This window comes from Hyphomonadaceae bacterium ML37, assembly GCA_027627685.1.
GTDB lineage: Bacteria > Pseudomonadota > Alphaproteobacteria > Caulobacterales > Maricaulaceae > Oceanicaulis.
The window spans coordinates 2858481-2884621 of the sequence record CP091241.1; the positions used below are offsets into that span (position 1 = coordinate 2858481).

Genomic DNA, 26141 nt, shown 5'->3' on the forward strand with positions numbered 1-26141 from the left:
CAATACTCTCCTCAGCCGGCCTAGCGGCGCTGAAACTCCGGGCTCATCAGTAAAAGGGTCAGCCCCTGCTCGGGCGTTTCGGCGCGCGCGATCGCCTGTGCGGTGGCGTCGCTCAGGCTCGGTCCCAGCACCTCGACAGCGCGCTCGCGCGGGCGGGCGTTACGGCCGACGCGGGCGGCCACGGCGGTGGCGAAATCCAGCCGTTTGAGCACGGCGTCCGGGCTGGCCCAGGCCTCGGCCTGATCGGGCCAGCCTGCCGGCGAGGGCGCGGAGAACGGCGCCTGGCCCAGCGCCACATAGCCGGCATAGAGCTGGCGCGGGTTCGGCGCCGGCGCGCCCACCGCGCGCAGTGACGAGATCAGGAACTCTTCGGGCGTCTTGAACTTGAGCAAAGCCGGATCAAACGCCGACGGCGCCGTGATCACGGCGCGCGCCACCGCCGCCAGATCGCCGCCGCTGCGCGTCCAGGCCGCTTCGATATGGGCGATGTCGCGGGGCGCCGGATCATCGGACAGAAAATGCCGGGCGAGCTTTTCCGAGAGAAAGCGGGCCGTCCGGGGCCGGGCGGCGATGAATTCGAGCGCCTCGCCGGCGCGCTGCGGCCCCTCCCCTCCGAAGCTTTGACCCAGCAGCGTGTGGGCGCCCGGCTCCTGCAGGCGCACGTCGAACACGGCGCGTCCATAATCCTCCGGGTCCGACCGCAAACGGCGGCTGCCCACGGTCCAGCCTGTCAGGATGCGCGCCAGCGCCTCCACATCGCCCTGACCATATCCGCCCGCCACGCCCAGCGTGTGCAGTTCGAGAATCTCGCGGGCCAGGTTTTCATTGATGCCCCGGTCCAGAAAGCGCCCGGCCATCGAGTTCGGGCCCAGCGACAGCGCCTGGTCGAGATAGATCAGCATGGCCGGGTGCAGCTCGGCAGCGCGCAACAGATCGGCGAACGGGCCGAAGGCATTGGGCCGGATCGCTTCGGCTTCCAGCGTCGGTGCGACCACCGCCATGGGCAGCGTGTTGGACGACACCGAGAAATGATTGGACCAGAACCGCACCCAGCGCTCGGCGAAGCCGTCCGGGGTGGTCACCGCGATGCCGGTGCGCCAGGCGATATGGGCCAGGCGCGGCTCGCGCAGCAATTCACGCACCTGACGCTGGATCTCTTCAGGATCGGCGCCCGCACGCTCGATCTCCGCGCGGAAGCGGGGATATTCGGTCTGCAGATACACCAGGCCTTCCCGGGCCGTCATTCCGGGGGCTGGGCCTGCAATCACCGACGGATCGATCTGGGCGGCGAGCCAGGCGTGCGGGTCGCGTGCGGCCGTGCCGATGTCCCCGGGGCGCGCGCCCAGACCGAAGCGGTTGACGGCGATGGCGGCGTCGCGTGCGCTCATGATCAGTCCTCTCCGGGCCGTGCGCCTTGGTATCCTGTACGCGCCTGCGCGCGCCTTTCCGTCGCAAGGGCGGCGGAATTTTGAGCACACGCGCGCCTGAGGACGCCGGGATCAGCCCTGCGCGGACCAGATATAGACTGCATATCCGGCCAGCAGCAGGACGCCGGCGGCCCGCCCAATCACCTTGCGGGTGAGCAGCAGAACGGTCAGAACCAGCGACACGGCGATCATCACCGGCAGGTCGAGCGTGAGGAATCGCTGCGCCACCGGGATCGGCGCAATCAGCGCGGTGACGCCCAGAATACCCAGCACGTTGAAGATATTCGACCCGACGATATTGCCAATGGCGATTTCCGACTGGCGGCGCAGGGCCGCGATCAGCGAGGTGGCGAGCTCGGGCAGCGACGTGCCCACCGCCACGATGGTGAGGCCGATAAAGGCCTCCGATATGCCGAACCCGCGCGCAATGGACACCGACCCGTCCACCAGGAAGCGTGCGCCCACCACCAGCGCAATCAGACCGGCGATCACCCAAAGGGCCGAGATCAAGGCCGAGCGCGGCGCAGGCGCATCCGTATCCTCGCTCACCGCCTCACCGGGCTGGCGATAGGCCCAATACAGATAGCCCGACAGCGCCAGCACCAGGCCGAGGCCGGCCACGCGCCCGAGCTCGCCCAGGGCGAACAGGGGCAGCAGGATGAGCGCTGCGGCCATCATCACCAGCGTATCGCGGCGCAGGGTCGCGCCCATGATCTTGATCGGCCAGACCAGCGCGGACACGCCGACGATCAAGAGGATATTGGCGATGTTGGAGCCGACGATATTGCCGATGGCGATGTCGGGAACGCCGCGCAAAGCGGCGCCGACCGACACCATCATCTCGGGCATCGACGTGCCGAAGCCCACCACGGTCAGCCCGATCAGCAAAGGCGGAATGGCCAGACGGCGCGCAATGCCGACACTGCCGCGCACCAGCGCCTCACCCCCGAAAAACAGCCCGATCAGGCCGCCCACAACAAAAATATAGTCCACGGGAGCACACCTCGAGGCGGCAAGTTCCGCCCAATCGTGAATCTGCGTATCCTGACGGCGCGACGCAAGGGGGCCGCGATCAATTTAGCCGCCGGAGCAACACGGAGAGTGCGCGCCCTTTCGCCCCGCCCCGCTTCCCGCTTCAACGCAAGGCGTGCTAGGAGGCTTGGCCTTCCTTGCGCGCGCCTGTCGCCGCGCTTTGCGATCCGGGTTCCGACATGCCAGACGCCGCCGCCCCGACCGACGCCTCCACCGCCGCGCCCGAGGGCCTGTGGTATGTCGCCGCCATCGCCCGCCAGGTGCGCGCCGGGGCTGAGCATGCCGAGCCGGTGTTTGGCCGCACGCTGCGCCTGACACGGGATGCCCAAGGCGTGGTCATCGACGCCAGCTCCGATCCCATTGCCGTGCGCGAAAGCGAAGGCCTGATCTGGGCCTGGCTGGCCGGTCCCGAGGGCGAGGCGCCGCCCTGCGGCCCGCCCGTGTTCAACGGTCCGGGCGGCAAGGTGCGCTTTGTCGAGGAGGCGCTTCTCCCCGGCCCCTATGACGATGCGGTCTACGGCCTGCTCGATCCCGCCCATGGCCCCTATGTGCACGCCAGCCCGCTCTGGCGCTCCAGCCGGACCCTGCGCGAGAAGGCCAAGGATTATGTGCCCAGCCCCTTGGGCTTCACCATGCTGGCCCACGAGCCCAAGAATTCCGCCGCCTACAAGGTGATTGGCGGCGGGGTGCAGGTGGAGATCGGCTTCCAGCTGCCCGCCCTGCGCAGCGAATGGATTTCCAACACATCCAATAAAGTACTCGGCCTGACCACGCTGACGCCGGTGGACGCCCATTCCACGCGCATCCGGCAGATTTTCTACTGGCGATCGCCGATGCTGAGCCTGGTCAGCCCCTTCGTGCGGCCCTTCACCCGCGGTTTCCTGCAGCAGGACGTGCATATCATGACGCTGCGCCAGCGCGCCGCGCCCTGGCGTTTGCGTGAAATGCTGATCCGTGACGGCGACCAGCTGTTCATCTGGTACCGCCGGATGAAGGCTGAATGGGCTGGCGCGCGGGCCGAGGGCCGGGCCTTTGAGAACCCGGTGCGTGCGGCCACTTTGCGCTGGCGCACCTGAGCGCGCCTGAGCCTCGCGCATTGACGCGCCCTGTTGTGCGCCGATACCGTATCTACCCGCCCCTGATCGGGAGCGGGCCGCGCACCGGCGCGGCGGGAGAGCCCGAATGCGCCGAATGCGGTGCGCGGCCACAGGCTGCAAAGGGAGTTCCCATGCAAATCCAGTTCGTCTCCAAAGGCATCGACGTCTCGCCCGCCCTGCGCGAGCGTATCGAACTGCGCGTATCCGACGCGGCGGCGAAGTATTTCAGCCGCCCCGCCGAAGCTTTCGTCGTGGCCGCCAAGGAGGGGTTCGGGTTCAAGGTCGACTGTTCGCTGCACCTGCCGTCCGGCGCGTTCTTGCAGGCGTCGGGCTCGGGCGAAGACGCCTATGCCGCGGCCGAAGCGGCCTCCCAAAGGCTGGAAAAGCGCCTGCGCCGCTACAAGCGCCGGCTGAAAGATCACCACGCTGACAACAAGGCGGCCCTGCCCGCGGAAAGCGCGTCTATCAAAGTCCTGCAGTCGGGGCGGCGCAATGGCGCGGCGGACGCGGATGTGGACGCCGATCTGGACGAGGACGATGACGGCGGCGCGGTGGGCGGCGACGAGCCGGTGATCATAGCAGAGACCGCCGGCGAGCTGCGCACCCTGACCGTCTCCATGGCGGTGCTCGAGATGGATCTGGCCGATGCGCCCTTCTTGATGTTCCGCAATGCGGTCAACAGCGCGGTCAACATCGTCTACCGGCGCCCCGACGGACATGTGGGCTGGATTGATCCGGCGCGAAGCGCTAAAGACGGCGCGAAGCCGGCGGCGGGCGCAAGCGTCTCCGCCTGACGGCGCGATCCGCGCTTCAGTCTGGCTGAGCAGGACATGACCTTGATCGACTTGATTCCGCAGGGCGGCATTGTGGCGGATATGAACGCCACGAGCCGCAAGCAGGCCCTCCACGGGTTGGCCGAACTGGCGCAGCGCACGCTGAATACGCCATGCCGGCCGGTGCTGGACGCCGTCATCGAGCGCGAGCGCCTCGGCTCCACCGGCGTTGGCGACGGCGTGGCCATCCCCCATGCTCGCACCGATCTGGTGGACCGGGTGTGCGGCGTGTTTGCGCGCCTCAAGCAGGGCGTGGACTTTGACGCCGTGGACGGCCAGCCGGCCGATCTGGTGTTCCTGCTGCTGGCGCCCGAAGACGCCGGTGCAGAACACCTCAAGGCGCTGGCTCAGATCTCCCGCCTGTTCCGGCGCGAGGATGTGCGCCGGGCCGTGCGCGCCGCGCCGGACGCCGACGCCATCGGCGCCATTATCGCTGGCAGCGTGCGCTCCAACGCCGCCTGAGTCCGGCGCGCAAGAGCCCGGTCAGGCGCACGTCATCCGTTCAATCCAGATATACGCGTTCAGTCGCGATCCGCGTCCGCCACGTCCGGTGCACGGTCGGGTGCGGTGTAGGGCTTGTCAGCCGGCGCACGGAAACGGTCCTCGTCCAGCTCACCCTCCCATTTGGCCACCGCCGTGGCGACCATGGCGTCGCCGGTCACGTTCACCGTGGTGCGCGCCATGTCCATGATCCGGTCCACCGGCAGGATGAAGCCGACAATGATGGCGATCTGCTCGGGCGGCACGTCGAACGTGCCCAGCACGATCGCCAGAAGGAACAGCCCGGCGCTGGGAATGCCCGCCGCGCCGATCGAGGCCAGAGCCGCCGTCAGCGCAATCATAGTGTATTGCATCAGGTCCAGATCATAGCCGAAGGCCTGGGCCGTAAAGAGCGCCAGAATGCCCAGATAAATGCCTGTGCCGTCCATATTGATGGTGGCGCCCAGCGGCAGCACCGACCCGGCCACAGACCGCTTCACACCGAGATTATTCACCACATTGGCGATGGTCACTGGCAGGGTGCCCGCGCTCGAAGCTGTCGAAAAGGCCACCGCCTGGGCGTCGACAATGCCGCGCGCAAAGCTGAATACCGGCAGGTTCAGGACAAAGCGGATGAACCCGCCATAGACGATGATCGCATGGGCGATCAGCGCCAGATACACCGTGACGATCAGCACAGCCACGGAAGCCAGCGCCTCGATGCCTTGCGTGGCCACGGTGTGGGCGACCAGGGCGAACACGCCGAACGGCGCCACTTCCATCACGATATGGGTGATTTTCAGCACCACATCGGCGGCCGAGCTGAACAGATCGCCAACAGGCTTGCCGGACTTGCCCGCCATGATGATGGCGATGCCCAGCAGGATCGCGAAAAAGATCACGGCCAGCACGTCGGTGTCGGCCATCGCCGCCACCGGATTGGTCGGCACGATGGCGATCAGGCGCTCGATAATGCCCGGCGCATTGGTGTCCACGGGGATCGGCTCGGCCCCGCCCAGATTGACCCCGGCGCCCGGCTGGAAGGCCAGGCCAAAGCCAATGCCGATCCACACCGCAAAGAACGTCGTGACCAGATACAGCGCCACCGCCTTGCCGCCGATGGAGCCGAGCTTCTTGGGATCGCCCAGACTGACCACCCCGGCCACCAGCGTGGTCAGGATCAGCGGGATGATGAGCATGCGGATCAGGTTGAAAAACAGCTCGCCCGCTGGCTGGACGAAGCTGCTGATGAAGGCGGCCGCCGCCTCCTGGCCCATCACCTGGGCCAGCACCAGCGCAAACACCACGCCCAGCGCAAGCGCGCCCAGCACGCGCATCCACAGCGCGGTCCCGAACCACCAAGTCATGAGAGCCCCTTTTGATTGGCCGCCAGCCGTTCAACAACGTGACAGCCTAAGCCGCCCGCGCCCAAGGTCAACGCCGCGGCGCAAGGCGTCTGCGGCCGTCGTCTCTGGATGATCAGCTCAGGCGGTCAGGTCAGCTTGAGAAGGGCGATGCGCGCAATCAGCAACGACCAGACAACGCCGGCCAGCAGCGCCCAGGGCGCCAGGGCGAAACCCGGGTCAATCCGCGACATTACGATCAGACCCGCCGCCATCGCCGCCTGGACCCACACGGTGCGCCAGCTCAGATCGCGATAATGGCTGCCCGCCTCGATGGTGCGGCGCGAAAACCAGGTCCACGCACGCGTCGTCCGGCCCCTGTCCCGGGCGCGGCGTGCATGTTCGGACTGGTCGAGTGCGTGGGTCATTTGCTCACTATACGGACAAATTAACCGCCTGTCAAAGCCTGCGCTCACACGCAATCCGCCCGCCCACGGAGCGCGCGGACGGGCAGAACGGCCTGGATGCAGTTGCGGCGCGCTGACGTCGGTCAGGCCGCCGCAGCGGCTTCCGCGCGCAGGATTGCGCTGGCGGCGTTGACCACCGAGGCGATGCGCACGGCGGCCTGGATCTGCTCGGTGGTGAGGCCGGCCTGGCGCAGTTCGTGTTCGTGCGCGTCGATACACATGCCGCAGCCATTAATGGCCGACACCGCCAGCGACCACAGCTCGAAATCGGCTTTGTCCACGCCCGGATTGGCGATGACGTTCATGCGCAGGCGCGCGGACAGGGTCTTGTAATCCTTGGACGAAGACAGGTGCACGAAGCGGTAATAGACATTGTTCATGCCCATGATCGCGGCGGCGGCCTTGGCCGCCTGGGCCGCTTCGGGCGACAGCTTGCCTTCAAACTCGGCGCCCAGGGCGCGCACCACCGCCGGTTCGCCGACAGCATAGGCGCTGGCCAGGAAGCAGCCGAATTTCTTCTGGTCGTTCAGCACGTTTTCGCGCGCCAGCGAGGACAGGTTCAGCTTGATGTCCTTGGCGTAGTCGGGAAGGGAGTCTTTCAGCGCGTCGAGGCTCATCGGGGCATTCCTGATTTTTTATGGGGGGAGGAGGCGTCAAAAGGCGCACAGCGGCCGGACGGGGGTCGCGCGTCCGGCCGCAGGCATAGGGAAGTCTTAGGCCGCCAGCGTCTCGCCGCCGACCTGGCGGTTGCACGGGCAGAGATCGTCGGTCTGCAGCGCATCAAGGACGCGCAGCGTGTCTTCCGGATTGCGGCCGACATTGAGATTATTCGCATAGACGTGCTGGATCTCGCCATGCGGGTCGATGATATAGGTGTAGCGATAGGCCACGCCTTCAGGCGAGCGCACGCCCAGCGCGTCCACCAGCGAGCCGGTCGGGTCCGCGAACTGCCACTGATCGAGCGAGCGCAGGTCGGCATGCTCGCGGCGCCAGGCCAGCTTGCAGAACTCGTTGTCGGTGGAGCCGGTCATCACCACCGCGTCGCGATCAGCGAACTCGCCGTTCAGCTTGGCGAAGGCCACGATCTCGGTCGGGCACACGAAGGTGAAATCCTTCGGGTAGAATACGATCACTTTCCACTTGCCGGGAAAGCTCTCGTGGGTGATCGGCTCGAAGGCCGATACGCCATTTTCTTCGTGCGCATTGAATTTCGGCTTTACGCCAGTGACTTCGAATTGCGGCAGCTTGTCGCCAATACCGAGCATGTAACTCTCCTGTTGAACCTTGAACCTGCAAAAGCGCCGGCGCGGCGGGACCGCGCCAGTCTGGCTGCGCTGCAATATTCTTTGCGGCAGTGCAGCATCGCCTTCTCCATATGGTAGGCCGGGGCGATAAATCCAATGGATTGTCACTCTGGCCTCCATAGCCTATCTCAATAGCCATGAGCACGCTTCTGCCCACGTTGCGCCAACTCCGTTTCCTGGTCGCGCTGGCCGATCACGGCACGTTTTCGCGCGCCGCCGAGATGAGTCACGTCACCCAGCCCAGCCTGTCCGCCGCCATCAAGGAGCTGGAGGGCATCCTCAACGCCACCCTGGTGGAGCGCAGCGCCCGGGGCGCGGCCTTGACCCCGGCGGGCGAAACCGCTGTGGCGCGCGCCCGCGTCGTATTGACCGAGGCTGAAGACCTGGTCCATGCCGCCCGCGCGGCCGGCCAGCCGCTCAGCGGGCCGTTCCGGCTGGGCGTCATCCCCACCATCGCGCCCTTCCTGCTGCCGCGCGCCCTGCCCGATCTGCGCACGCGCTTCCCGGCGCTGGAGCTGTTCCTGCGCGAGGACCTGACCCATCGCCTGGTCGATGCACTGAGAGACCGGCGCCTCGACGCCGCCGTCATCGCCCTGCCCTATGAGGCGGACGGGCTGGAGACGCAGGTGCTGATGGCCGACGAATTCCTGTTCGCCGCCCCGCCCGATCATCCGCTCTCAAATGTTCCCAAACTGACGACCGGCATGCTGGCCGGCGTGCAGCTCCTGCTGCTCGAAGACGGGCACTGCCTGCGCGATCACGCTCTGACCGTCTGCGCCGCCAGCCCGGAGCGGCGCGGCGCGGGCCGTTCCGACTTCGCCGCCACCAGCCTGCACACGCTGATCCAGATGGTGCGCAGCGGGTTGGGGGCGACCCTTCTGCCGCGCATGGCGGTGGATGCCGGTCTCGCCGACCAGATGGACCTGACCATTCGCCCCTTCGATCCGCCGGTTGTGGGCCGCGAGATCGGCCTGGTCTGGCGCAAGGGCTCGGCCCGCGCTGACGAAACCCGCACCCTGGGCGACGCGATCCGTAAAGAGCTGGCCGCGCCGTCTGGACACGCCGCCGCCCACGCGCAACCGTCCGCCTGATCTTCTCTACTGTCCGCCGCCGCAAGGAGCTTACGCCATGGCCCGCAAACTCGTTCTCGTCACCGGCGCCTCGTCCGGCATCGGGGCCGCCTTCGCGCGCGAGTTCGCCAGCCATGGCTGGGATCTCGCCGTGGTGGCGCGGCGCGAGGACAAGCTGGAGGCGCTGGCCGCCGAGATGAAAGAGAAACATGGCGTGGACACGCTGGTCATCGCCGCGGATCTCGCCGACCCAGCCGCGCCGCAAGCGATCTTTGACGCCGTCGCCAAGGCCGGGCGCCAGATCGATGGCCTCGTGAATAATGCCGGCGCCGGCCAGCCGGGCCATTTCTGCGAGACCAGCTGGGATGATCAGGCGCGGTTTCTGGAACTGATGGTCACCAGCTATCTCAAACTCATGCACCTCACAGCGCCCGGCATGGCGCAGCGCGGCTTCGGGCGCATCATCAATATCTCCTCAGTCTCGGCGCTGGTGCCCATCGCCAAGGCGCATACGCGCTATTCCGGCACGATGTATCCCGGCATCAAGGCGCTGCTGATCAAGGCGTCCGAGGCGCTGGGCGCGGAGCTTCGCGACAAGGGCGTCCACGTCACGGCGGTCGCGCCGGGCTATACCTGGTCGGAGTTTCACGACGTGAACGGCGCGCGCGAGACCGTGTCCAACGTGCCTGGGTACTGGATGCTCAAGGCCGAGGATGTGGCCGCCGCCGGCTATGACGCGGTGGAGCGCGGCGTGCCCCTGCGCGTGCCCGGCGCCTTCTACAAATTCATGACGGGCCTGGCCCGCATCCTGCCCGACCCGCTGGCCCGCGCCCTGATGGCGCGTCAGGAAAAGACGATGGACGGGAAGTAGGGGACGGGTAGCAGGGGCCGGGAAGCCTACCTCAGCCCCGCGTCACGAACCAGAAGCGCGCCGCGCCGCTGGCTTGGGTGTCGAGCACCTCCCAGCCGGTCAGGTCAGGCTCTTCGTCCGCGCCGGTCTCCAGCACCGCCAGCGCGCCCTCGGCCAGCCAGCCGCCCGCGTGAAGTTTGGCGAGTGCGCGCTCACCCAGACCCTTGCCATAGGGCGGATCGAGCAAAGCCAGCGCAAAGGGCGGGCCCAGCTTGTCCGGCTTGGGACCCAGCGCGACGGCGTCGCCCTTGTGCAGCTTGGTGACGCCGAAGGCCTGGAACGCCTCCACATTGGTGCGGATGGCGCCGCGCGCGCCGGGATCGGTCTCCACGAACAACACAAAGCCCGCCCCGCGCGACAGCGCCTCAAAGCCCAGCGCGCCGGAACCTGCGAACACATCGATCACCCGCGCGCCGGTGAGGTCCGGCGCCCACGGCGCATGGACGAGCTTGTTGAACATGGACTCGCGCGCCCGGTCCGACGTGGGCCGGGTGGTCATGCCGCGCGGGGCGGCGATCGGGCGGCCCTTATGGACGCCGGCGACGATCCGCATGGGTCGGTCCCTTGGGTTCGCGCCGCTTGGCCCGGCCGGGACCACGCACGCCGTCCTCGGTCTTGGCGGGCGCCTTCGCGGCCTCGCCGGCTTTCAGCGGATGACCGTCAGGCCCGAGGCGGTAGAGCTTGCCCATCTGTTCGCGCAGCACGCTCAGGCGCACTTCCTCCACCTTGCCGCGCTCCAGCGAGCCCAGCTGGAACGGGCCATAGGCAGTGCGCAACAGCCGGTTCACCGTCAGCCCCACATGAGCGAGTACTTTGCGCACTTCGCGGTTCTTGCCCTCTTTCAGGCCCACGGTCAGCCAGACATTAAACCCGGTATGGCGGTCCACCGCCACCTCCACCGGGCCATAGCTGATCCCTTCCACCGTCACCCCGGCGGCCAGGCGCGCCAGCGCCGAATCGTCCACATCGCCAAAGGCGCGCACGCGGTAGCGGCGCGTCCAGGCGGTGGCGGGCAGTTCCAGCACCCGCGCCAGCTCGCCATCATTGGTCAGCAGCATCAGGCCTTCGGAATTGAGATCGAGCCGGCCCACCGAGATCACCCGGCCCAGATCTCTGGGCAGGGCGGCGAACACGGTCTCGCGCCCCTGGGGGTCGGCATGGGTGGTCACCAGGCCCGCCGGCTTGTGATAGCGCCACAGGCGGGTGGGCGGACGCGGGCCCGCCACCTTGCCGTCCACGGTGATGATGTCGTCGGGCGTGACCTTGAAGGCCGGGGTGTCGAGCACCTTGCCATTGACCGCCACGCGCCCTGCCGCGATCAGCCGCTCCACCTCGCGGCGCGAGGCCACGCCGGCATGGGCCAGCGCCTTGGCGATGCGCTCGCCGGACCCGGCCTGGTCGTCGTCTGTCTCGCTCAAGGCTTTACTGGCCTCCGGGCCAAGGCTATGGCGCATCCATGAGCGATGCGCACGATCACGCGTTTATGGGACGGGCGCTGGCCCGGGCGCAAGCCGCAGCGTCTGCGGGCGAGACGCCCGTGGGCGCCGTGATCGTCGATCCGGCCACCGGAAAGGTCATCGCCCAGGCCGGCAACGCCCCGATTTCCGGCCTCGATCCCACCGGCCACGCCGAGATCCTCGCCCTGCGCGCAGCGGCGCAAGTTCTGGGCAATTACCGGCTCACCGGCCTCACCCTCTATGTGACGCTGGAACCCTGCGCCATGTGCGCCGGCGCCATCAGCCATGCCCGCATCGGGCGCCTCGTGTATGGCGCGGACGATGTGAAGGGCGGCGCCGTGGCGCACGGCCCCCGCTTCTTCACCCAGCCCACCTGCCACTGGCGCCCGGAGGTGACCAGCGGCGTGCGGAGCGAAGAGGCGGCAGCGCTGCTGAAGGATTTTTTCCGCGCGCGCCGCCGCCCCAAAGCGTCTGAGGACTGACCCCTATTTCGGCGGCATGCGGGCGCCCGCATCCAGACGCACGCATTCGGCGTTGATGTAGTCGTTTTTCGCCATGAACGCGACCAGATCGGCGAACTCGGCCGGGGTGCCGAAGCGCTGGGGGAATTGCAGATGGCTGGCGAGATTGGTTTTCACTTCCGGCGGCATCTGCTCGTAGATCGGGGTTTCGAAAAAGCCTGGCAAGATGGTGTTCACCCGCACGCCCTCGCGCGCCAGATCGCGCGCCATGGGCAGGGTCATGCCGTAAATCCCGCCCTTGGAGGCGGAATAGGCCACCTGGCCGATCTGCCCATCCTGGGCGGCGACCGAGGCGGTATTGACGATCACGCCGCGCCCGGACGCGTCGGGGTCCAGGGTCAGCATGCCCGCCGCCGACAGCGCCGCGCAGTTGAACGAGCCGACGAGATTGATGCTGACCACAAGGGCGAACTTGTCGAGCTGGTGCATCACGATATCGCCGGCCGACGAGCGGCGCGCGGTCTTCTCCGCCCAGCCAATGCCGGCGCAATTGACCATGATCCGCTCCTGCCCGTGGGCGGCGCGCGCGATCTCGAACCCGGCCTTCACGCTGTCCACATCGGCCACATTGACCTTGGCGAACACGCCGCCGATCTCGGCTGCGACGGATTGGCCGCGCGCCTCGTTGAGATCGAAGAGGGCGACCTTGGCGCCCTCGGCGGCCAGGCGCCGGGCCGTGCCCTCGCCCAGGCCCGAAGCCCCGCCGGTGACGATCGCTGCCTTGCCGTTGATGTCCATGAGTGTCTTCCCTTGAAAGCTGGTGGTCTGTGATGTCGTCGCGCATCCGCGCGGGTCGCCCCGGACATAGCGCGCGCGGGCGAGCGAGGGAAGCGCGAGGAAAAGCCCCGCGCCTTGGAGCCGGGCTTTGCCTCTGCTAGAGCACGCCCACGCTTTCACCGGAGACAACTGTATGACCCAGACCGCCCCCAGGTCCGCCCTCGTTCTGCATGGCGGCGCCGGCGTGCTCGCCGAGCGGTCCTATGATGTGGAGATCGCGCACCTGCGCAATCTCGCCGAAGAGGGCCGCGCCGCGCTGGAAGCGGGCGCCGATGCCCTGGATGTCGTGTGCGACATGGTGCGCGCCATGGAAATCTCCGGGCTCTATGTGGCGGGCAAGGGCAGCGCGCCCAACCGCGCCGGGCGTTATGAGCTGGACGCCGCCGTCATGGACGGGCGCGCGCGCCGGGCCGGGGCGGTGTCGGCGCTGGAAGGCTATCTGTCGCCGGTGGACGCGGCGCGCGCGGTGATGGATCACACGCCCCATGTCCTGCTGGCGGGCGCGGGCGCGGCGCATTTCGTGCGCGAGCGCGGCCTCGCGCCGGTGCGCGACCCCGAGGGCTATTACATCTCCGCTGCCGCGCCCGACAATCGCGCTATTCCCACCGGCACGGTGGGCGCAGTGGCGCTGGATGCCTCCGGCGCGCTGGCGGCAGCTACGTCGACGGGCGGCACGCTCAACAAGGTGTGGGGCCGGGTCGGCGACACGCCCATTATCGGATCAGGCACCTGGGCGGACGAACGCGTGGCGGTGTCGTGCACCGGCCAGGGCGAGTTCTTTATGCGCGCCAACGCCGCCGCCGATGTGTCGGCACGCGTGCGCTATGCTGGCGCGGACCTGGAGGCGGCGGTCAAGGGCGCGCTGGATGATGTGGGACATCTGGGCGGCGAGGGCGGCATCATCGCCGTGGACGCGTCGGGCGCCGTCAGCGCGCAGTACAACTCACCCGGCATGAAGCACGCCATCGTCCACACGGACGGGCGCATCACCGCCGGTGTGAAATAGCGCCGCCCGTGAGCTTGGCCTGAAGTGCGCGGGCGAACACCTCGCCCATGTCTGGGCCCTGCTCGGGATAGAAATACGGCTCGATGACTTCGAGCTCCATCACGGCCAGCTGGCCATCGAGGCCGCGCACCATGTCCACACGGGCATAGAGCAGGTCCGCCTCGCCGGTGATCTGCGCGGCGGCGTCCAGCACGCTGCGCGCCAGCGCCAGATCGCTCTCGCCCGGCGTCCAGACCTCTTCGCGGGCGCCGAACATGGACTGGACGCGGTAATCGCCCGCCTTGGGGCGCTTGACCAGGGCGTGGGAAAATTCGCCGCCGAAGAACATCAGCGAATACTCGCCCTCCTCGGGCACGCTGGGCAGGAAGGGCTGGATCAGGCAGGCGCCGGGCGGCAGGGCGTCAGCGCCGGGCAGCGCCTCTCCGCGCCGGATCAGCGCCTGGCGCCATGCGCCCCCGCCTACCAGGGGCTTCACCACCAGACGGTCGGTGTCGAACAGCGCAAAACCGTCAGTGATCGCGGCAGCATCGGCGCGTTCCCGCCATAGCGTCGGGATGGCCGGCGCGCCCGCCTCCTCCAGCGCCCTGAGATAGGTCTTCTCGATATTCCAGCGCACCACCGAGGGCGGGTTCCACACCGGGCCATGGCCGGCCAGCCGGTCGATGGTCTCCAGAAACAGCGCCAGCTTGGGCGGATAGTCCCACACCGTGCCGATCATGAAGCCGTCAAAGAGCGATGCGTCGAACGCCTCGTCCCAAACGCGGTGCTCCAGCGAAATGCCGATATCGGTGCAGGCGCCCGCCAGGGCGTCGAATTCCAGGTCGAACTCCACCCAGTCGGTCCGCGCGCCCGGGCGGTCCTTCATCATGTCGGCGGAGGTGAGAAAACAGACCCGTGCGCTCATGGGCGGGGCCTTAACGTGGCGGCGCGCCTCACGCCAGCCTCTGCGGCGCCTTGAGCCGGGACGTCATGCAGGCTAAGTCCGGGTCTTCCAATCCGCCTGCCCTCCTTCCCGCCCTTTTTGAAAGGCCTCCCATGTCCGAAACCCGCTTCGACGTCCTGGGCGTCGGCAACGCCATTGTCGACGTGCTCGCCCCCGTGGATGAGGCCTTCATCGAGGCCCACGGCCTGGTCAAGGACGCGATGATCCTCATCGACGAAGCGCGCGCCGATGCGCTCTATGCGGCCTTCCCCGAAGGCGAGGAAATCTCCGGCGGGTCAGCGGCCAACACGCTGGCGGGCGTCGCCAGCTTCGGGGCGCGCGGCGCCTATATCGGCAAGGTCGCTGATGACGGGTTGGGCCAGACCTTCGCGCGCGACCTGCGCGCGGCGGGGGTTCATTTCGACACCGCGCCCTTAAGCGGCGGACCATCCACGGCGCGCTGCCTGATCGCTGTGCCGCCTGATGCGCGCCGGGCGATGAACACCTATCTGGGCGCGTCCACCCTGCTGGACCCCGATGACATCGACCGCGATCTGGTCGCCGCCGCCCGCGTTGTGTTCCTGGAGGGCTATCTGTTCGACCGCGAGGAGGCCAAGGCCGCCTATGTGCGCGCGTCCGAGCTCGCCGCCGCCGCCGGCCGCGCCGTGGCCCTCACCCTGTCGGACATTTTCTGCGTGGAGCGCCACCGGGCAAGCTTCCGCCAGCTGGTGCGCCACCATGTGGACGTGTTGTTCGCCAACGAGGCTGAACTGAAATCCCTCTACGAGACCGACAATTTCGACGAGGCCCTGGCCGCCGTGCGCGCCGAAACCCGCATCGCCGCCGTCACACGCTCTGAAAAAGGCGCCGTGATCGTGTCGGGACAGGAGGAGGCCCGCGTGCCGGCCACCAAAATCGAGCGCCTCGTGGACACGACGGGCGCCGGCGACCAGTTCGCCGCCGGCTTCCTCACCGGCTATGCACTGGGCCGCGATCTGGAGACCTGCGGACGCCTCGGCGTCATCGCCGCGGGCGAAGTCATCACCCATTTCGGCGCCCGCCCCCACGCCGACCTTAAGGATCTCGCCGCCAAGGCGGGGCTGTCGCTGGACCGGTAGGCATCTGCCGGGCCAACACTATCGAACGTGGCTGAAGACGAGCCCGCGCCAACGGTTCCGGCGCGGGTTTGTTGCTTTTGGCGTGGGCTGGTGGTTCGGCTTCCACCCCCGCCTCTGAGTAGTTTTACTCATTGCCCCCGCCTGAATTCGGCTCAATGAACGGTTTCAGCCGCTTAACCCTATATTCAGCACAGCACGCAATGCTGTCCCCGTGGCAGGGTCTCGTCCGAAGACGGCCTGCAGGTGTGCTCGGGAGGGGACATGGCGCCGATCAGACATGCGATTTCACGCGTCATGCGTTCGCTGGTCATCAAGTTCACGCTGCTGTGCGGCCTGATCCTGATCCTCGCGACGGCTGCCCTGATGAGCGTGGAGTACTACCTCAAGCGCGCTGAAAACACCGAAACCGGTCTGCAGCATGCACAGATCATCACCGAGCTGTTCGCCACCACCCTCGCCCCGGCCATCGCCAGCGGCGATGCGGGCTTTCTGGTCACGCGCCTGGGCCAGTTCGCCGACCGCGCCGACGTGGACGGCATCTACGCCGTCAATGTCAGCCGCATTGTGCTGGCGTCAGAGGGCGACGTGCCGGTCAATCCGGGCATGCGCGCCGCTGACGCGCTGATCCAGTCGGCGCTGGGCGCCGTGGACACGCGCGTCGAAACCATCGGTCAGGACATTCATGTCGCCGCGCCGGCCTTCCACGACGGCCGCCTGGTGGGGGCCATCGTCGTGGTGGTGCCGATCCAGGCCGTGGCGCGCCCCGCCGGCGAGATTCTGCGCCGCCAACTGCTCATTGCTCTGGGCGCGCTGCTGGTCTTCCTGCCGCTGGTGGCGCTGGTGGTGAGCCGCGCGCTGAGCCCCATGCGCAAGCTGATCGAGGCGGCCCGCGCCGCATCCTCGCGCAATCTGGACATCCGCATCGATATCCGCACCGGCGACGAGCTGGAATTGCTGGCCAATGCCTTCAACCGCATGTTCGCGCGCCTGGAAGCCAGCGTGAAGCGCGTCCATCGCCTGGCCTATGTGGACATGATCACCGAGCTGCCCAACCGCGAACGCTTCCGCAAGGAAGTCGAGCGCGTCACCCGCGAAGCCGCGGACGGTCAGGAGGGCGCAGTGCTCTTCCTCGATCTCGACCGGTTCAAGCGGGTCAATGACTCACTCGGCATCGGCGAAGGCGACCGGCTGCTGGACGCCGTGGCGCGCCGGCTGCGCGAAGCGGCCCGCGGCTGGGATCTCGCCCATGGCGAAGGCGGCTCCGAGCCGTCCATGGTGGCGCGCCTGGGCGGAGACGAGTTCACGGTGCTGCTGCCCAAGGTGAACGATCCGGCCGACGCGGCGCGCCTGGCCCGCCGGATCATCGATTCGGTGCGCCGCCCGTTCGAGATTTCCGGCCATCAGGTCTTCCTGGGCCTGTCGGCGGGCATCGCCCTGTTCCCGCGCGACGGCGACGATCCCGAGACCCTGCTGCGCCACGCCGACCTCGCCATGGCCGCGGCCAAGCGCAGCGGCGGCAATGCGTATGAATATTTCGAAGCCTCCATGAACCGCAGCGCGTTTGAGCGCCTGGTGCTGGAGAACGAGCTGCGCGAGGCCGTGCGTGACGACCAGCTGGTGGTGTTCTACCAGCCCAAGATCAGCTTTGCTGACGGGTCCATTGCGGGCTCCGAAGCGCTGGTGCGCTGGCGCCACCCCACCGCCGGCATGTTGGCGCCGGGCGCGTTCATTCAGGCCGCCGAGGAATGCGGGCTGATCGGTGAGATTGGCGACTGGGTGCTGCGCCGCGCCTGCCGCGACGCCCAGGCCCTGCGCGCCAGCGGCCTGACCAAGCCGGTGGCGGTCAATGTCTCGGCCATGCAGTTCGAGAGCGAAAACTTCGCCAGAAGCGTGATGGATGCGCTGGAGGAATCCGGCCTGCCGCCCGAGCTCCTGGAACTGGAGCTGACTGAATCCACCGCCATGCGCGATCCCGAGCGGGTCATCGCGCAGATCGCGCCGCTGCGCGAGATGGGCGTGACCTTCGCCATCGACGATTTCGGCACCGGCCATTCCAGCCTGTCCTATCTGACCCGCATGCCGTTCGACGTGTTCAAGATCGACCAGAGCTTCGTGCGCAACATGATGGATGACGAGCATGCGCGCATCGTGGTCGAGACGATTCTGGCCATGGCCCGCTCGCTGAAGCTCAAGACCGTCGCTGAAGGCGTTGAAACCGCAGAGCAATATGCCGCACTGCGCGATCTGGGCGCCACGCTGGCCCAGGGCTACCTGTTCGCGCGGCCCATGCCTCTGGACGAGTTCGAACGCTTCTCCGCACCCGGCGCCAAAGCGGCCCGGATCGCCGGCTAGGCTGGCCGACAGGACACGGGGCGGCTGCAGCGCCGCCGATTTGGATGTGCTATTTCAGCAACATCCAAATTCTTTCTCGAATTTAATTGAACAAACCTCGTCAGTTGTGGCACATTTGCACGTGCGGACCTCAAACGGACCGCTCCTGGCGCCAACGTCCCCCCGCGTGCGTCGCCAGGCTTCAAGCCGGAACCCCTCCCGGCCACGACCTCGCACCCTCACCCCAGGGTGCGACAGCAGCGCCCGGCGGTTCCCCAGCCGCCGGGCGCGCATTGTCTGGCGCCATCTGCGAAACCAACCTCATCTGTCAAACCGGTTCCCGGCGCCCATCAAAACGCGCTAGAACCCCCGGCATGACCGATCCCCATGCCCGTGGCGGCGGCGAAGACGAAATCGCCCGCCTGCTTGATGAAATCCCGCTTCTGTTCAAGGCGCGCGCGTTCGCCGAGTCGCTCAATGACCCGGCCTTCTTCTCGCGTCTGGGCGAGCGGCTGGACAGCCGCGAACTGGCGCTGGCGCGCGCCTATCTGGACGGGCTGGGTTTTCCCGAGGCTGAACCGGCGCTTCTGGGCGACTGGGCCGACGCTGCGGGCGTGGCCGAGACGCTGGACCAGAACCCGGCCGCCTGGGAGGCCGAGGAAATGCTGCGCGCCGCCCTGACCGGTCAGGTGCTTGAGCGCCTCGACGAAGAGGCGGTCAATGCCGCGTTCTCGCTGGTGCAGGCGCGCATCGCCGACCATGCCCGCGAAGCTGCCGAGGCCAGCGCCGCCATGGACGATGTCTATGACGAGGACGTCGTGAACGCCGCCGCCGGAGGGCTCATCCAGGCCGCCCACGGCGCCGTGCTGGTCCTGCTGGCCGAGGCTGAAGACGACCAGCCGCCGCATCCGTTTCTGGCGCGCTGGCGGCTCTATGTGCGCGGGCGCTGGCCGGTGGCGGTGTCGGGCGCCAGCTACAACATTCTGTGAACGCGAAAGGGACGGGCTCATGCGCGCGCTGACACTGGCGACGTGGAACATCAATTCGGTGCGGCTGCGCGCGCCCCAGATCGCCCGTTTCGCCGCCGAGGCGTCGCCCGACATTATCTGCCTGCAGGAGATCAAATGCCTGGAGGATCAATTCCCCTACGCCGCCTTCGCCGACATGGGCTATCCCCACGCCGCCGTCACCGGCCAGAAGGGCATGCACGGGGTGGCCGTGGTCTCACGCCTGCCGATCGAGGCGCTGGAGCCCCACAAAGTCTGCCCCAAGGCTGAAGCGCGCTATCAGCGTGTGAAGGTGGACGGGATGGAAATCCTCAATTTCTACATCCCCGCCGGCGGCGACGAGCCGGATGCGGACATCAATCCGCGCTTCCGCCACAAGCTGGATTTTCTTGCGGCGCTGGAATCCTATCTGGCCGGCCGGCGCAGCGAGCCCGGCGCACGCGTTCTGGTCGGCGATCTCAACATCGCGCCGCTGGAGCATGATGTCTGGTCGCACAAACAATTGCTCAACGTGATCTCCCACACGCCGGTGGAGACCGAGGCGCTCGAACGCATCCGCATCTCCGGCGGGTTCGCCGACGCGCCCCGCGCTCTCGTGCCCGAGCCGGAGAAGCTGTTCACCTGGTGGAGCTACCGCAATCGCGACTGGCGCGTTTCCAATCGCGGCCGGCGGCTGGATCATATCTGGGTCAATGGCGATCTGGAGGCGGCGGCAATGTCGCCGGGCCGCGCGGGCTTCAAGGTCTGGGAAGACTGCCGCGACTGGGACAAGCCCTCAGACCACGCCCCGGTGACGCTGGACCTGCGCTAGCGCTGCGGCGCCGCCCGCACATAATCGGCGACCTGCTCGCCGCTCTCGGTTGCCTCACCGGTCTGGCGGAAGCCGGTCTTTTCCAGCACCCGGCGCGAGGCGGCCAGATGAGCGGGCGTGCGCGCGCGCACCGATGTCACATTGGCATGGGTGAAGGCCCAGTCCAGCAAGCCCTCCACCGCTTCTGTGGCCAGGCCCTGCTCGCGGAAGCTGGGCAGCATGGCGTAGCTGATCTCGATGGTCCCGCCGGAGCCCGGCGCGCCATGAAACCCGCCCGCGCCCACGGCCCGGTCCGGCCCGCCCTGCACCGGCATCAGGAACACCCAGCCATGCCAGCCCGCTTCGTACGGCGCTGCATCCAGCGCCGCCAGCGCGCGGTCCATGGAGAAAAAGTCCTTGAGCTCGGGCGGCCAGGCCGCCTCGCGGCGCGCGTCCAGCGTGGTGAAAAAGGCGTCGCGGGCGTGCAATTGCAGGCGCGCCAGCCACGCATCCAGCGCCACGAGGCGCAAGCGCGCCGTGCGCACCTCGATCCGTGTTCCAGACCCGCCCATGCTCGCCACTCCGCCCCGCACCCATGCAGCCATATAGAGCAGCGCCGCACGGCATCGTCATCCAAATCTTTTGTGACCTGCAGCCCCACGCCGGCCCTGCGACCGCGTCGCCGTCAAGGCCAATCTCCGTCCCCGCAGCTGCGGCTACATCTGCATCGTCCAGCCTTCCACGCCCATGGCCGCCTGCCGGATCGCTTCCGACAGGGTCGGGTGGGGGTGGGAGGTGCGCGCCACATCTTCAGACGAGGCGCGGAACTCCATGGCCAGCGCCAGCTCGGCGATCATCTCGCCCGCATGGGGGCCGATGATATGCGCGCCCAGAATCTCGTCCGTCTTCGCGTCGGCGAGGATTTTCACCATGCCGTCGGTCTGGTGGATGGTGCGCGCGCGCGAATTGGCCATGAAGGGAAACTGGCCGGTCTTGTATGCGCGGCCCTGTTCCTTGAGTTGCTCCTCGGTATACCCGACCGCGGCGATCTCCGGATAAGTGTAGACCACGTTCGGGGTGGCCAGATAATTCACATGCCCCGCCTTGCCCGCGATCAGCTCGGCGCAGGCCGCGCCGTCATCCTCGGCCTTGTGGGCCAGCATCGGCCCATGGGTGGCATCGCCGATCACCCAGACGCCCTCGGCCGACGTCTGGAAGTGCTCATTGGGGATGAAGCCGCGTTTATCCGTTTCCAGGCCGACTGTATCGAGGCCCAGCCCGTGGGTGTAGGGCCGCCGGCCAATGCTCACCAGCACCACATCGGCCGCATGGCTCTGCGCGTCGCCGCCCGCTGCCGCTTCGGTCTTCACCGTCAGGCCGTCCTGGCCGGTTTCCACGCCCGTCACTTTACGCGCCAGCTGGAACTTGACGCCCTGCTTTTCAAAAATCTTGCGCGCGGCTTTCGACACCGCGCCGTCCATGCCCGGCAGGACGCGGTCGAGATATTCCACCACGGTCACGTCCGACCCCAGCCGGCGCCAGACCGAGCCCAGCTCCAGCCCGATCACCCCCGCTCCGATCACGGTGAGCTTTTTGGGAACGGAGGCCAGCTCCAGCGCGCCGGTGGACGAAACGATGCGCGCCTCGTCAATCTCCACGCCCGGCAGCGGCGTCACCTCGGAGCCCGTGGCGATGACGATATGGCTTGTCTCCAGCGTCTGCGCCTCGCCCGCGTCGGACGTCACGGTGACTTTCCCGGGACCCGCAATCGCGCCGGCCCCGTGGAAAACCTTGACCTTGTTCTTCTTCATCAGGAAGGCGACGCCGTCGGTGAGGCCCTTCACTGCCTCGTCCTTGCGCGCCATCATCTTTTTGAGATCCAGCGACAGCGCGCCCACGCCAATGCCCATATCGGCGAAGTTCAGGCCCGCCTCCTCATACATTTCAGAGGCGTGCAGCAGGGCTTTCGACGGGATGCAGCCGACATTGAGGCAGGTGCCGCCCAGCGTCTTGCGCTTCTCGATCAGGGCGGCCTTGAGGCCCAGCTGGCCGGCGCGGATGGCGCAGTTATAGCCGCCAGGGCCGCCGCCGATGATGATCAGGTCGAACTGGTCAGCCATGGTGTCGCGCCTTTCGTCGAGGGCGCCGGGCGAAGCGGGCGGAAAGGGGCCGGGCGCGGTTTGGCCGCACCCTACTCACCCCCGCGCTTGCGTCAACGCGATCATGACGGCTTGACCCCGCTTCAGCGCAGCGCCGCGATCTCGCTCAGCGCCACGGCCTGCTCGCGCACCGTGGCGCCGGTATTGTCGCGGATCTCCAGGCTCAGCGCACCCGCCTCCCAGTCAATGCCGATCACGCCATAGTTCTCCGGCGCGAACATGTCGCCGATCCGGTGCGGGCCGGGTTCGTCGTTTACATCGCGGAACGACATGTTGAGCGCAGACGAGGTGATCTCGTAGAGCGGATAATCGATGACGTCCCGGCGCACATAAAGCCCCGCGGAATGCCGGTCGCCCGACACCAGCACCACGCCATTGGCGCCGGTCTGGCGGATCAGCCCATAGAGCCGGTCGCGCTCGCGCGGCATGGTGCGCCAGGCTTCCCAGCCATGCCCGTCCGCGTGGACCTGGATGGAGGACACGATCAGGCGCACCTGCGCCGGGACCTGAAGCTGGGCCTCCAGCCAGGCCCATTGCGCCGCGCCCAGCATGTCCTGATCGGGATCGTCGCTGGGGATATAGCGCTCGCGCCCGACCGCGCCGCGCTCGTCCGTGGGCGTAAGGTCGGAGCGGAACCAGCGGGTATCGAGCAGGATCACCTGCACGCGCTGGCCTTCGGGGCCGAACACATGGGCGTCGTAAATCCCCTCGCGGGTGCGGCGCACATCGTCCTCGCCCGCGCCCCAGAAATCCAGGAACAGGCGCTCGGCGAAACCCTTGAACGCAAAGTCGCGGCCCATATCGTTCATGCCGTAATCATGATCGTCCCAGGCTGCGAGCATCGGGACCGCGGCGCGCAGGCGCTGAAACTCGGGCCGTGCGGCCAGCTGGTGATAGGCGGTGCGCAGTTCGGGCAGCGTCGCGTCATAGGCGCGCGCATCGCCATACACATTGTCGCCCGCATAGATGAACAGCTCATGGCCCGCATCCGCGATCACGTTGAGGATGGGGATTTCGCGCTCGGCCGTATTGCAGGACCCGAAGGCGATGGAGCTCAGCGCGCGATCAGAACCCGGCAGGGCCGGCCCGGCGGGCGCGCGCGGCACGTCATACTCAAGCTGGTCGTAGAAGGACTCCAGCGCCGCCCAGGGCGTTTCTGGCTGCTCGATCAGCCCGGCCTCGCGCAGAATGTCCACCGATGGCGGCGGCGTCTCGCGCGCCGGATCCATCGCCACCGGCTCGCTGCACGCGGCCAGAACGAGCGCCAGCGGCGCGGCGAAACCGGCCAGGCGGGCAAGACGGGTCAGACGGCGGGACATGGGCGGTGCTCCTGTTACACGCGGGATCCGTCCCTGATACGCCATGCCTGCGTCAGGTCAATGACGACCTCACCCCGCCACCACGTCCCACATGAGGCGCCCCGGCATGAAGCTGAACGCGCCGGGGATCATCAAGGCGCCCAGATACAGGGCCAGCACCGAATTGCGGTGCCGGCTGACCAGGCCCTTGCGGGCCTGGATGATCAGCCCGGCCACCCCGAACACAGTCAGCGGCACAAAGATGTGCAGCCAGCTGAAGCTGCCGCTGTGGCGGATGAAGATGGCCGTGACCGCCACGGTCAGCATCAGCCCGACCCAGACATAGCCCAGCTGGCGGTGCGGCAGCGTGCCCTTGGGCGCGATCAGCTGCACAGCGCCCAGAAGCACCGCCGCGATGGCGGACCCGGCGTGCAGCTGGATATGCCAGGGGGCGGCGAAGAAAGCGTCGGGATTCATCTCAGCGCCCTGCACGCAGGGTGACGGTCTGGGCCGTCTCCTGCCCCTCTGTTATTTCAAACGACGCCGCATCAAAGGAGGGCGGGCCGAACCGCGCGGCCGCGCCGGCCGAAAAGCCGTACGGCTCTGTCGGAATGCCCATGAAGCCTGTGTCCAGCGCGCCATTGGCGTTGACGTCCTGATAGACCGACGCGGCGTAACGGCCCGGCGCGAGGTCCTCGAACACGATCGTCATCACGCCATCGGAGACCGGCGCGCGCTGGGCCGCCACCGGGTTAGATCCGAGCCAGGCGCCGTCCTGGGCATACAGCGCGACGGCGATCTCGCCTCCGGCGCCCACCATGCCGGTGATCTCCAGGCTGACGCGCCCGGTCGGGCTGGCGGCGTCATCGGCAAAGGCGGGCGCGGCGAAGGCGATGAGCGGGGCTGCCAGAAGAGCGGCGAGGGCGATGCGGGACATGGAATGGCGGGGTCTCATGGTCGGCTCCTGATGCAGTCGTCCCGGCGCACGATTGCGGCGGGCCCCATCAGACCTGCCAGCCGCTGCGGGGCGCGAAAACCGTCAATACGCGAAAGGGCTGAAAGCCGTCGTGAATGGCGCTATGGCTGTCATTCACGCTTCGCCAACGGGAGGGGTCGCCAGGATGATCAGCCGGGACCGGCTTGTAAAAGCCGTCCGCGAAGCGGGCGTGCTCAGCGCCATTGGCACGTTTCTGGCCGTGCTGGGCCCCTATGGCACGCAGGTCTTTGGATGGCCACTGGTCTGGGTCTACTGGACGGGGCTGATCCTCCTGGGCGGGATCAGCGGCGATCTGGGCGTCCGCCTCGTGCGGCGCCTGCGCCCGCACGGACCGGACGGGATCTGGTTCGCCGGCGCCGCCGTGTTCCTCACCGTGCCGGTGACGGCCATGGTGTTCACCATCGATGCGGTGCGCAGGGGCGCGCCGGTTTGGTCGCACCTGCCCCTACTCGGCGTCTTCGTGCTGGTGATCGCCGCCGCCATGACCGGCATCAGCTATGTCCGCCACCGCCAGACCCGTATGATTGCGGCGGGCGCGCAGGCCGCCGACGCGGACGCCGGCGCAGCCGCCCCGGCCTGCGCCTCCGCCGCCCTCATCGACAAGCTGCCCGTGCGCCTGCGCCGCGCCGCCATCCTCTCGATGAGCGCCGAGGATCATTATCTGCGCGTGCGCACCGATGCCGGCGAAACCCTGATCCTGATGCGCCTGTCAGACGCGGCCGCCGCCTGCGCCGCGCTCGACGGCGCCCGCACCCACCGCTCCTGGTGGGTCGCCCGCGCCGCCGTCGCCGACGCCAGGAAAGGCGACGGCCGCGGCGTGCTGATCCTCACCGACGGCACCGAGGTCCCGGTCAGCCGCAGCTACTACCCGGCGCTCAAGGAGGCGGGGTGGTTTTGAGGGGGTGCGAGGGCGGGGACTGAACGGGCCTGGCGCCGTCAAGGCCATGAATCCGTCCGTCTTGACCCCGTAATGCGCCCCCTTGACCCCTCAAGGCGCCCTTTTGGACACATGCCAGGCCATTTTCGACACCTGAATTGGAGATCACAGGGCTTGTATCGCCGCGCCCGCCGCGCATCTGTCCCCGCCCCGCTCACGGCGTCAGGGCGTGGACAAGCCGCGCACGATTGACCGCCCAGTCCGCCTTTGACTGCGCCCAGACATCCGTCAGAATGCCTGGAAAACCAGGGATTTGCGCGCTTTCGCCGGTATTGACCGAGCCCAGCTTGCGCGCCACGGCGGCCGAATTGACATTCTCCGGCGCGATCAGGTGGATCACCCGCTCCCAGCCGAGCCGGTCAAAGACAAAATCCAGTGCTGCGCCAGCAGCTTCCGGGCCATAGCCCTTGCCCCACTGGCTGCGCAGGATCGACCAGCCGACCTCCGGCGCCGGCCATTCATGGGGGTTCCAGGGCCCCACCCGGCCGACCCAGTCGCCGGTGGCCTTGTCTTCAACCGAAAAGAAGCCGTAGCCGCGGATCATCCAGTGACCCATCAGCATGGCCATGGAGCGCCAGGTCAGCGCCGGTTCGGTGGCGCCGCCGATGTGCCGGGCCGTTTGCTCGTCGCCCATCAGGGCGCAAAGCCCTGCAAAATCCGCCTCTTGCGGCGGACGGAGGCGCAGGCGCGCGGTCTCCAGAACCGGTCCGTCCAGCATGGCGCCATCCTCCCCGGCGGTGCGTATCACCCGCCAGACTCGCCCCGCGCGCCGCCAGACGCAAGCGCCTAGGTTCTGTACCCATAAACGGGATTCCCAAATCAGCTGGGTCGTGATTCAAGCTCCTTGAAGGGAGTTTG

At 67.8% G+C, this 26141-nt stretch carries 28 protein-coding genes; 12 read left to right on the forward strand and 16 right to left on the reverse strand.

Annotation, left to right across the window (positions count from 1 at the left end; translation table 11 throughout):
• Nucleotides 1–20: 20 nt before the first annotated feature.
• Together L2D01_14110 and L2D01_14115 are read right to left on the reverse strand one after the other, a co-directional pair.
• Nucleotides 21–1388, reverse strand: coding sequence for a DUF1800 domain-containing protein (locus tag L2D01_14110; protein ID WBQ10005.1), 1368 nt, complete (start codon nucleotides 1386–1388; stop codon nucleotides 21–23).
• A 111-nt stretch (nucleotides 1389–1499) separates the two neighbouring features.
• Nucleotides 1500–2420 carry a calcium/sodium antiporter gene (locus L2D01_14115; GenBank protein ID WBQ10006.1) on the reverse strand — a complete coding sequence of 307 codons (921 nt, stop codon included), beginning with the start codon at nucleotides 2418–2420 and terminating at the stop codon, nucleotides 1500–1502.
• Between the two features lie 218 nt (nucleotides 2421–2638).
• Between L2D01_14115 and L2D01_14120 the strand changes: the two genes are divergently transcribed.
• From L2D01_14120 to L2D01_14130, 3 genes are all read left to right on the forward strand, one after another.
• The gene (locus L2D01_14120) at nucleotides 2639–3535 is read left to right on the forward strand and encodes a hypothetical protein (GenBank protein WBQ10007.1); all 897 of its coding nucleotides are present in this window, start codon (nucleotides 2639–2641) and stop codon (nucleotides 3533–3535) included.
• A 152-nt stretch (nucleotides 3536–3687) separates the two neighbouring features.
• The gene (gene raiA / locus L2D01_14125) at nucleotides 3688–4350 is read left to right on the forward strand and encodes a ribosome-associated translation inhibitor RaiA (protein ID WBQ10008.1); all 663 of its coding nucleotides are present in this window, start codon (nucleotides 3688–3690) and stop codon (nucleotides 4348–4350) included.
• A gap of 36 nt (nucleotides 4351–4386) precedes the next feature.
• The gene (locus L2D01_14130; protein WBQ10009.1) at nucleotides 4387–4851 is read left to right on the forward strand and encodes a PTS sugar transporter subunit IIA; all 465 of its coding nucleotides are present in this window, start codon (nucleotides 4387–4389) and stop codon (nucleotides 4849–4851) included.
• 59 nt (nucleotides 4852–4910) lie between these two features.
• On the opposite strand, the gene L2D01_14135 is transcribed toward L2D01_14130, so the two are convergent.
• From L2D01_14135 to L2D01_14150, 4 genes are all read right to left on the reverse strand, one after another.
• The gene (locus L2D01_14135) at nucleotides 4911–6236 is read right to left on the reverse strand and encodes a dicarboxylate/amino acid:cation symporter (protein WBQ10010.1); all 1326 of its coding nucleotides are present in this window, start codon (nucleotides 6234–6236) and stop codon (nucleotides 4911–4913) included.
• A 125-nt stretch (nucleotides 6237–6361) separates the two neighbouring features.
• Complete coding sequence (locus L2D01_14140) at nucleotides 6362–6640, reverse strand: hypothetical protein (protein WBQ10011.1); 279 nt, start codon at nucleotides 6638–6640, stop codon at nucleotides 6362–6364.
• A gap of 122 nt (nucleotides 6641–6762) precedes the next feature.
• Nucleotides 6763–7296 (reverse strand): carboxymuconolactone decarboxylase family protein, encoded by a 534-nt coding sequence (locus L2D01_14145; GenBank protein ID WBQ10012.1) that lies wholly within the window; start codon nucleotides 7294–7296, stop codon nucleotides 6763–6765.
• Nucleotides 7297–7392: 96 nt separating this feature from the next.
• Entirely contained in the window at nucleotides 7393–7944 is a 552-nt protein-coding gene (locus L2D01_14150) for a peroxiredoxin (GenBank protein WBQ10013.1), read from the reverse strand.
• A 176-nt stretch (nucleotides 7945–8120) separates the two neighbouring features.
• On the opposite strand from L2D01_14150, the gene L2D01_14155 reads away from it, so the two are divergent.
• A complete protein-coding gene (locus L2D01_14155) occupies nucleotides 8121–9074 on the forward strand; it encodes a hydrogen peroxide-inducible genes activator (GenBank protein ID WBQ10014.1) in 954 nt (317 codons plus the stop codon).
• 37 nt (nucleotides 9075–9111) lie between these two features.
• The gene (locus L2D01_14160; protein ID WBQ10015.1) at nucleotides 9112–9924 is read left to right on the forward strand and encodes an SDR family oxidoreductase; all 813 of its coding nucleotides are present in this window, start codon (nucleotides 9112–9114) and stop codon (nucleotides 9922–9924) included.
• A 31-nt stretch (nucleotides 9925–9955) separates the two neighbouring features.
• Here L2D01_14160 and rsmD read toward each other — a convergent pair whose 3' ends face one another.
• On the reverse strand, nucleotides 9956–10516 hold the full coding sequence (gene rsmD / locus L2D01_14165; protein ID WBQ10016.1) for a 16S rRNA (guanine(966)-N(2))-methyltransferase RsmD: 561 nt from the start codon (nucleotides 10514–10516) through the stop codon (nucleotides 9956–9958).
• Nucleotides 10491–11381, reverse strand: a complete 891-nt coding sequence (locus tag L2D01_14170; protein ID WBQ10017.1) for an rRNA pseudouridine synthase — start codon at nucleotides 11379–11381, stop codon at nucleotides 10491–10493. The genes rsmD and L2D01_14170 overlap by 26 nt, the downstream gene beginning before the upstream one ends.
• Nucleotides 11382–11419: 38 nt before the next feature.
• Here L2D01_14170 and tadA point away from each other — a divergent pair, with 38 nt between their 5' ends.
• Nucleotides 11420–11902, forward strand: a complete 483-nt coding sequence (gene tadA, locus L2D01_14175) for a tRNA adenosine(34) deaminase TadA (GenBank protein WBQ10018.1) — start codon at nucleotides 11420–11422, stop codon at nucleotides 11900–11902.
• Nucleotides 11903–11905: 3 nt separating this feature from the next.
• Here tadA and L2D01_14180 read toward each other — a convergent pair whose 3' ends face one another.
• Entirely contained in the window at nucleotides 11906–12679 is a 774-nt protein-coding gene (locus L2D01_14180; protein WBQ10019.1) for an SDR family NAD(P)-dependent oxidoreductase, read from the reverse strand.
• A gap of 172 nt (nucleotides 12680–12851) precedes the next feature.
• Between L2D01_14180 and L2D01_14185 the strand changes: the two genes are divergently transcribed.
• Nucleotides 12852–13724 carry an isoaspartyl peptidase/L-asparaginase gene (locus L2D01_14185; protein WBQ10020.1) on the forward strand — a complete coding sequence of 291 codons (873 nt, stop codon included), beginning with the start codon at nucleotides 12852–12854 and terminating at the stop codon, nucleotides 13722–13724.
• Here the strand turns inward: L2D01_14185 and L2D01_14190 are convergent.
• The gene (locus tag L2D01_14190) at nucleotides 13705–14628 is read right to left on the reverse strand and encodes a hypothetical protein (GenBank protein ID WBQ10021.1); all 924 of its coding nucleotides are present in this window, start codon (nucleotides 14626–14628) and stop codon (nucleotides 13705–13707) included. The genes L2D01_14185 and L2D01_14190 overlap by 20 nt on opposite strands.
• Before the next feature lie 131 nt (nucleotides 14629–14759).
• On the opposite strand from L2D01_14190, the gene L2D01_14195 reads away from it, so the two are divergent.
• The 4 genes from L2D01_14195 to L2D01_14210 all read left to right on the forward strand — a co-directional run bounded on the left by L2D01_14195 (nucleotide 14760) and on the right by L2D01_14210 (nucleotide 19913).
• Nucleotides 14760–15764, forward strand: coding sequence for an adenosine kinase (locus L2D01_14195; protein ID WBQ10022.1), 1005 nt, complete (start codon nucleotides 14760–14762; stop codon nucleotides 15762–15764).
• A 261-nt stretch (nucleotides 15765–16025) separates the two neighbouring features.
• Nucleotides 16026–18116, forward strand: coding sequence for an EAL domain-containing protein (locus L2D01_14200; protein WBQ10023.1), 2091 nt, complete (start codon nucleotides 16026–16028; stop codon nucleotides 18114–18116).
• A 353-nt stretch (nucleotides 18117–18469) separates the two neighbouring features.
• Nucleotides 18470–19084: a hypothetical protein gene (locus L2D01_14205; GenBank protein ID WBQ10024.1), complete on the forward strand. Its 615-nt coding sequence runs from the start codon at nucleotides 18470–18472 to the stop codon at nucleotides 19082–19084.
• A gap of 19 nt (nucleotides 19085–19103) precedes the next feature.
• Nucleotides 19104–19913, forward strand: coding sequence for an exodeoxyribonuclease III (locus L2D01_14210; GenBank protein ID WBQ10025.1), 810 nt, complete (start codon nucleotides 19104–19106; stop codon nucleotides 19911–19913).
• Here the strand turns inward: L2D01_14210 and L2D01_14215 are convergent.
• The 5 genes from L2D01_14215 to L2D01_14235 all read right to left on the reverse strand — a co-directional run bounded on the left by L2D01_14215 (nucleotide 19910) and on the right by L2D01_14235 (nucleotide 24304).
• Nucleotides 19910–20464 (reverse strand): GNAT family N-acetyltransferase, encoded by a 555-nt coding sequence (locus L2D01_14215; protein WBQ10026.1) that lies wholly within the window; start codon nucleotides 20462–20464, stop codon nucleotides 19910–19912. The two genes, L2D01_14210 and L2D01_14215, sit on opposite strands and share 4 nt — an antisense overlap.
• Nucleotides 20465–20608: 144 nt before the next feature.
• The gene (gene lpdA, locus L2D01_14220) at nucleotides 20609–22012 is read right to left on the reverse strand and encodes a dihydrolipoyl dehydrogenase (GenBank protein WBQ10027.1); all 1404 of its coding nucleotides are present in this window, start codon (nucleotides 22010–22012) and stop codon (nucleotides 20609–20611) included.
• A 122-nt stretch (nucleotides 22013–22134) separates the two neighbouring features.
• Entirely contained in the window at nucleotides 22135–23370 is a 1236-nt protein-coding gene (locus L2D01_14225) for an alkaline phosphatase family protein (protein WBQ10028.1), read from the reverse strand.
• 69 nt (nucleotides 23371–23439) lie between these two features.
• Complete coding sequence (locus L2D01_14230; GenBank protein ID WBQ10029.1) at nucleotides 23440–23826, reverse strand: DUF2306 domain-containing protein; 387 nt, start codon at nucleotides 23824–23826, stop codon at nucleotides 23440–23442.
• Between the two features lies 1 nt (nucleotide 23827).
• A complete protein-coding gene (locus tag L2D01_14235; GenBank protein ID WBQ10030.1) occupies nucleotides 23828–24304 on the reverse strand; it encodes a DUF2141 domain-containing protein in 477 nt (158 codons plus the stop codon).
• 166 nt (nucleotides 24305–24470) lie between these two features.
• On the opposite strand from L2D01_14235, the gene L2D01_14240 reads away from it, so the two are divergent.
• Nucleotides 24471–25244 carry a LytTR family transcriptional regulator gene (locus tag L2D01_14240; protein WBQ10031.1) on the forward strand — a complete coding sequence of 258 codons (774 nt, stop codon included), beginning with the start codon at nucleotides 24471–24473 and terminating at the stop codon, nucleotides 25242–25244.
• Between the two features lie 193 nt (nucleotides 25245–25437).
• Here the strand turns inward: L2D01_14240 and L2D01_14245 are convergent, their stop codons facing one another.
• Entirely contained in the window at nucleotides 25438–26031 is a 594-nt protein-coding gene (locus L2D01_14245) for a GNAT family N-acetyltransferase (protein WBQ10032.1), read from the reverse strand.
• Nucleotides 26032–26141: the final 110 nt, after the last annotated feature.

What these genes read in the sequence shown, in the direction of transcription:
- L2D01_14110 (WBQ10005.1), bottom strand. Translation starts at nt 1,388, where the DNA reads ATGAGCGCACGCGACGCCGCCATCGCCGTCAACCGCTTCGGTCTGGGC.
- L2D01_14120 (WBQ10007.1), top strand. Translation starts at nt 2,639, where the DNA reads ATGCCAGACGCCGCCGCCCCGACCGACGCCTCCACCGCCGCGCCCGAG.
- raiA (WBQ10008.1), top strand. Translation starts at nt 3,688, where the DNA reads ATGCAAATCCAGTTCGTCTCCAAAGGCATCGACGTCTCGCCCGCCCTG.
- L2D01_14130 (WBQ10009.1), top strand. Translation starts at nt 4,387, where the DNA reads ATGACCTTGATCGACTTGATTCCGCAGGGCGGCATTGTGGCGGATATG.
- L2D01_14135 (WBQ10010.1), bottom strand. Translation starts at nt 6,236, where the DNA reads ATGACTTGGTGGTTCGGGACCGCGCTGTGGATGCGCGTGCTGGGCGCG.
- L2D01_14140 (WBQ10011.1), bottom strand. Translation starts at nt 6,640, where the DNA reads ATGACCCACGCACTCGACCAGTCCGAACATGCACGCCGCGCCCGGGAC.
- L2D01_14145 (WBQ10012.1), bottom strand. Translation starts at nt 7,296, where the DNA reads ATGAGCCTCGACGCGCTGAAAGACTCCCTTCCCGACTACGCCAAGGAC.
- L2D01_14150 (WBQ10013.1), bottom strand. Translation starts at nt 7,944, where the DNA reads ATGCTCGGTATTGGCGACAAGCTGCCGCAATTCGAAGTCACTGGCGTA.
- L2D01_14155 (WBQ10014.1), top strand. Translation starts at nt 8,121, where the DNA reads ATGAGCACGCTTCTGCCCACGTTGCGCCAACTCCGTTTCCTGGTCGCG.
- L2D01_14160 (WBQ10015.1), top strand. Translation starts at nt 9,112, where the DNA reads ATGGCCCGCAAACTCGTTCTCGTCACCGGCGCCTCGTCCGGCATCGGG.
- rsmD (WBQ10016.1), bottom strand. Translation starts at nt 10,516, where the DNA reads ATGCGGATCGTCGCCGGCGTCCATAAGGGCCGCCCGATCGCCGCCCCG.
- tadA (WBQ10018.1), top strand. Translation starts at nt 11,420, where the DNA reads ATGAGCGATGCGCACGATCACGCGTTTATGGGACGGGCGCTGGCCCGG.
- L2D01_14180 (WBQ10019.1), bottom strand. Translation starts at nt 12,679, where the DNA reads ATGGACATCAACGGCAAGGCAGCGATCGTCACCGGCGGGGCTTCGGGC.
- L2D01_14185 (WBQ10020.1), top strand. Translation starts at nt 12,852, where the DNA reads ATGACCCAGACCGCCCCCAGGTCCGCCCTCGTTCTGCATGGCGGCGCC.
- L2D01_14190 (WBQ10021.1), bottom strand. Translation starts at nt 14,628, where the DNA reads ATGAGCGCACGGGTCTGTTTTCTCACCTCCGCCGACATGATGAAGGAC.
- L2D01_14195 (WBQ10022.1), top strand. Translation starts at nt 14,760, where the DNA reads ATGTCCGAAACCCGCTTCGACGTCCTGGGCGTCGGCAACGCCATTGTC.
- L2D01_14200 (WBQ10023.1), top strand. Translation starts at nt 16,026, where the DNA reads ATGGCGCCGATCAGACATGCGATTTCACGCGTCATGCGTTCGCTGGTC.
- L2D01_14205 (WBQ10024.1), top strand. Translation starts at nt 18,470, where the DNA reads ATGACCGATCCCCATGCCCGTGGCGGCGGCGAAGACGAAATCGCCCGC.
- L2D01_14210 (WBQ10025.1), top strand. Translation starts at nt 19,104, where the DNA reads ATGCGCGCGCTGACACTGGCGACGTGGAACATCAATTCGGTGCGGCTG.
- L2D01_14215 (WBQ10026.1), bottom strand. Translation starts at nt 20,464, where the DNA reads ATGGGCGGGTCTGGAACACGGATCGAGGTGCGCACGGCGCGCTTGCGC.
- lpdA (WBQ10027.1), bottom strand. Translation starts at nt 22,012, where the DNA reads ATGGCTGACCAGTTCGACCTGATCATCATCGGCGGCGGCCCTGGCGGC.
- L2D01_14225 (WBQ10028.1), bottom strand. Translation starts at nt 23,370, where the DNA reads ATGTCCCGCCGTCTGACCCGTCTTGCCCGCCTGGCCGGTTTCGCCGCG.
- L2D01_14230 (WBQ10029.1), bottom strand. Translation starts at nt 23,826, where the DNA reads ATGAATCCCGACGCTTTCTTCGCCGCCCCCTGGCATATCCAGCTGCAC.
- L2D01_14235 (WBQ10030.1), bottom strand. Translation starts at nt 24,304, where the DNA reads ATGAGACCCCGCCATTCCATGTCCCGCATCGCCCTCGCCGCTCTTCTG.
- L2D01_14240 (WBQ10031.1), top strand. Translation starts at nt 24,471, where the DNA reads ATGATCAGCCGGGACCGGCTTGTAAAAGCCGTCCGCGAAGCGGGCGTG.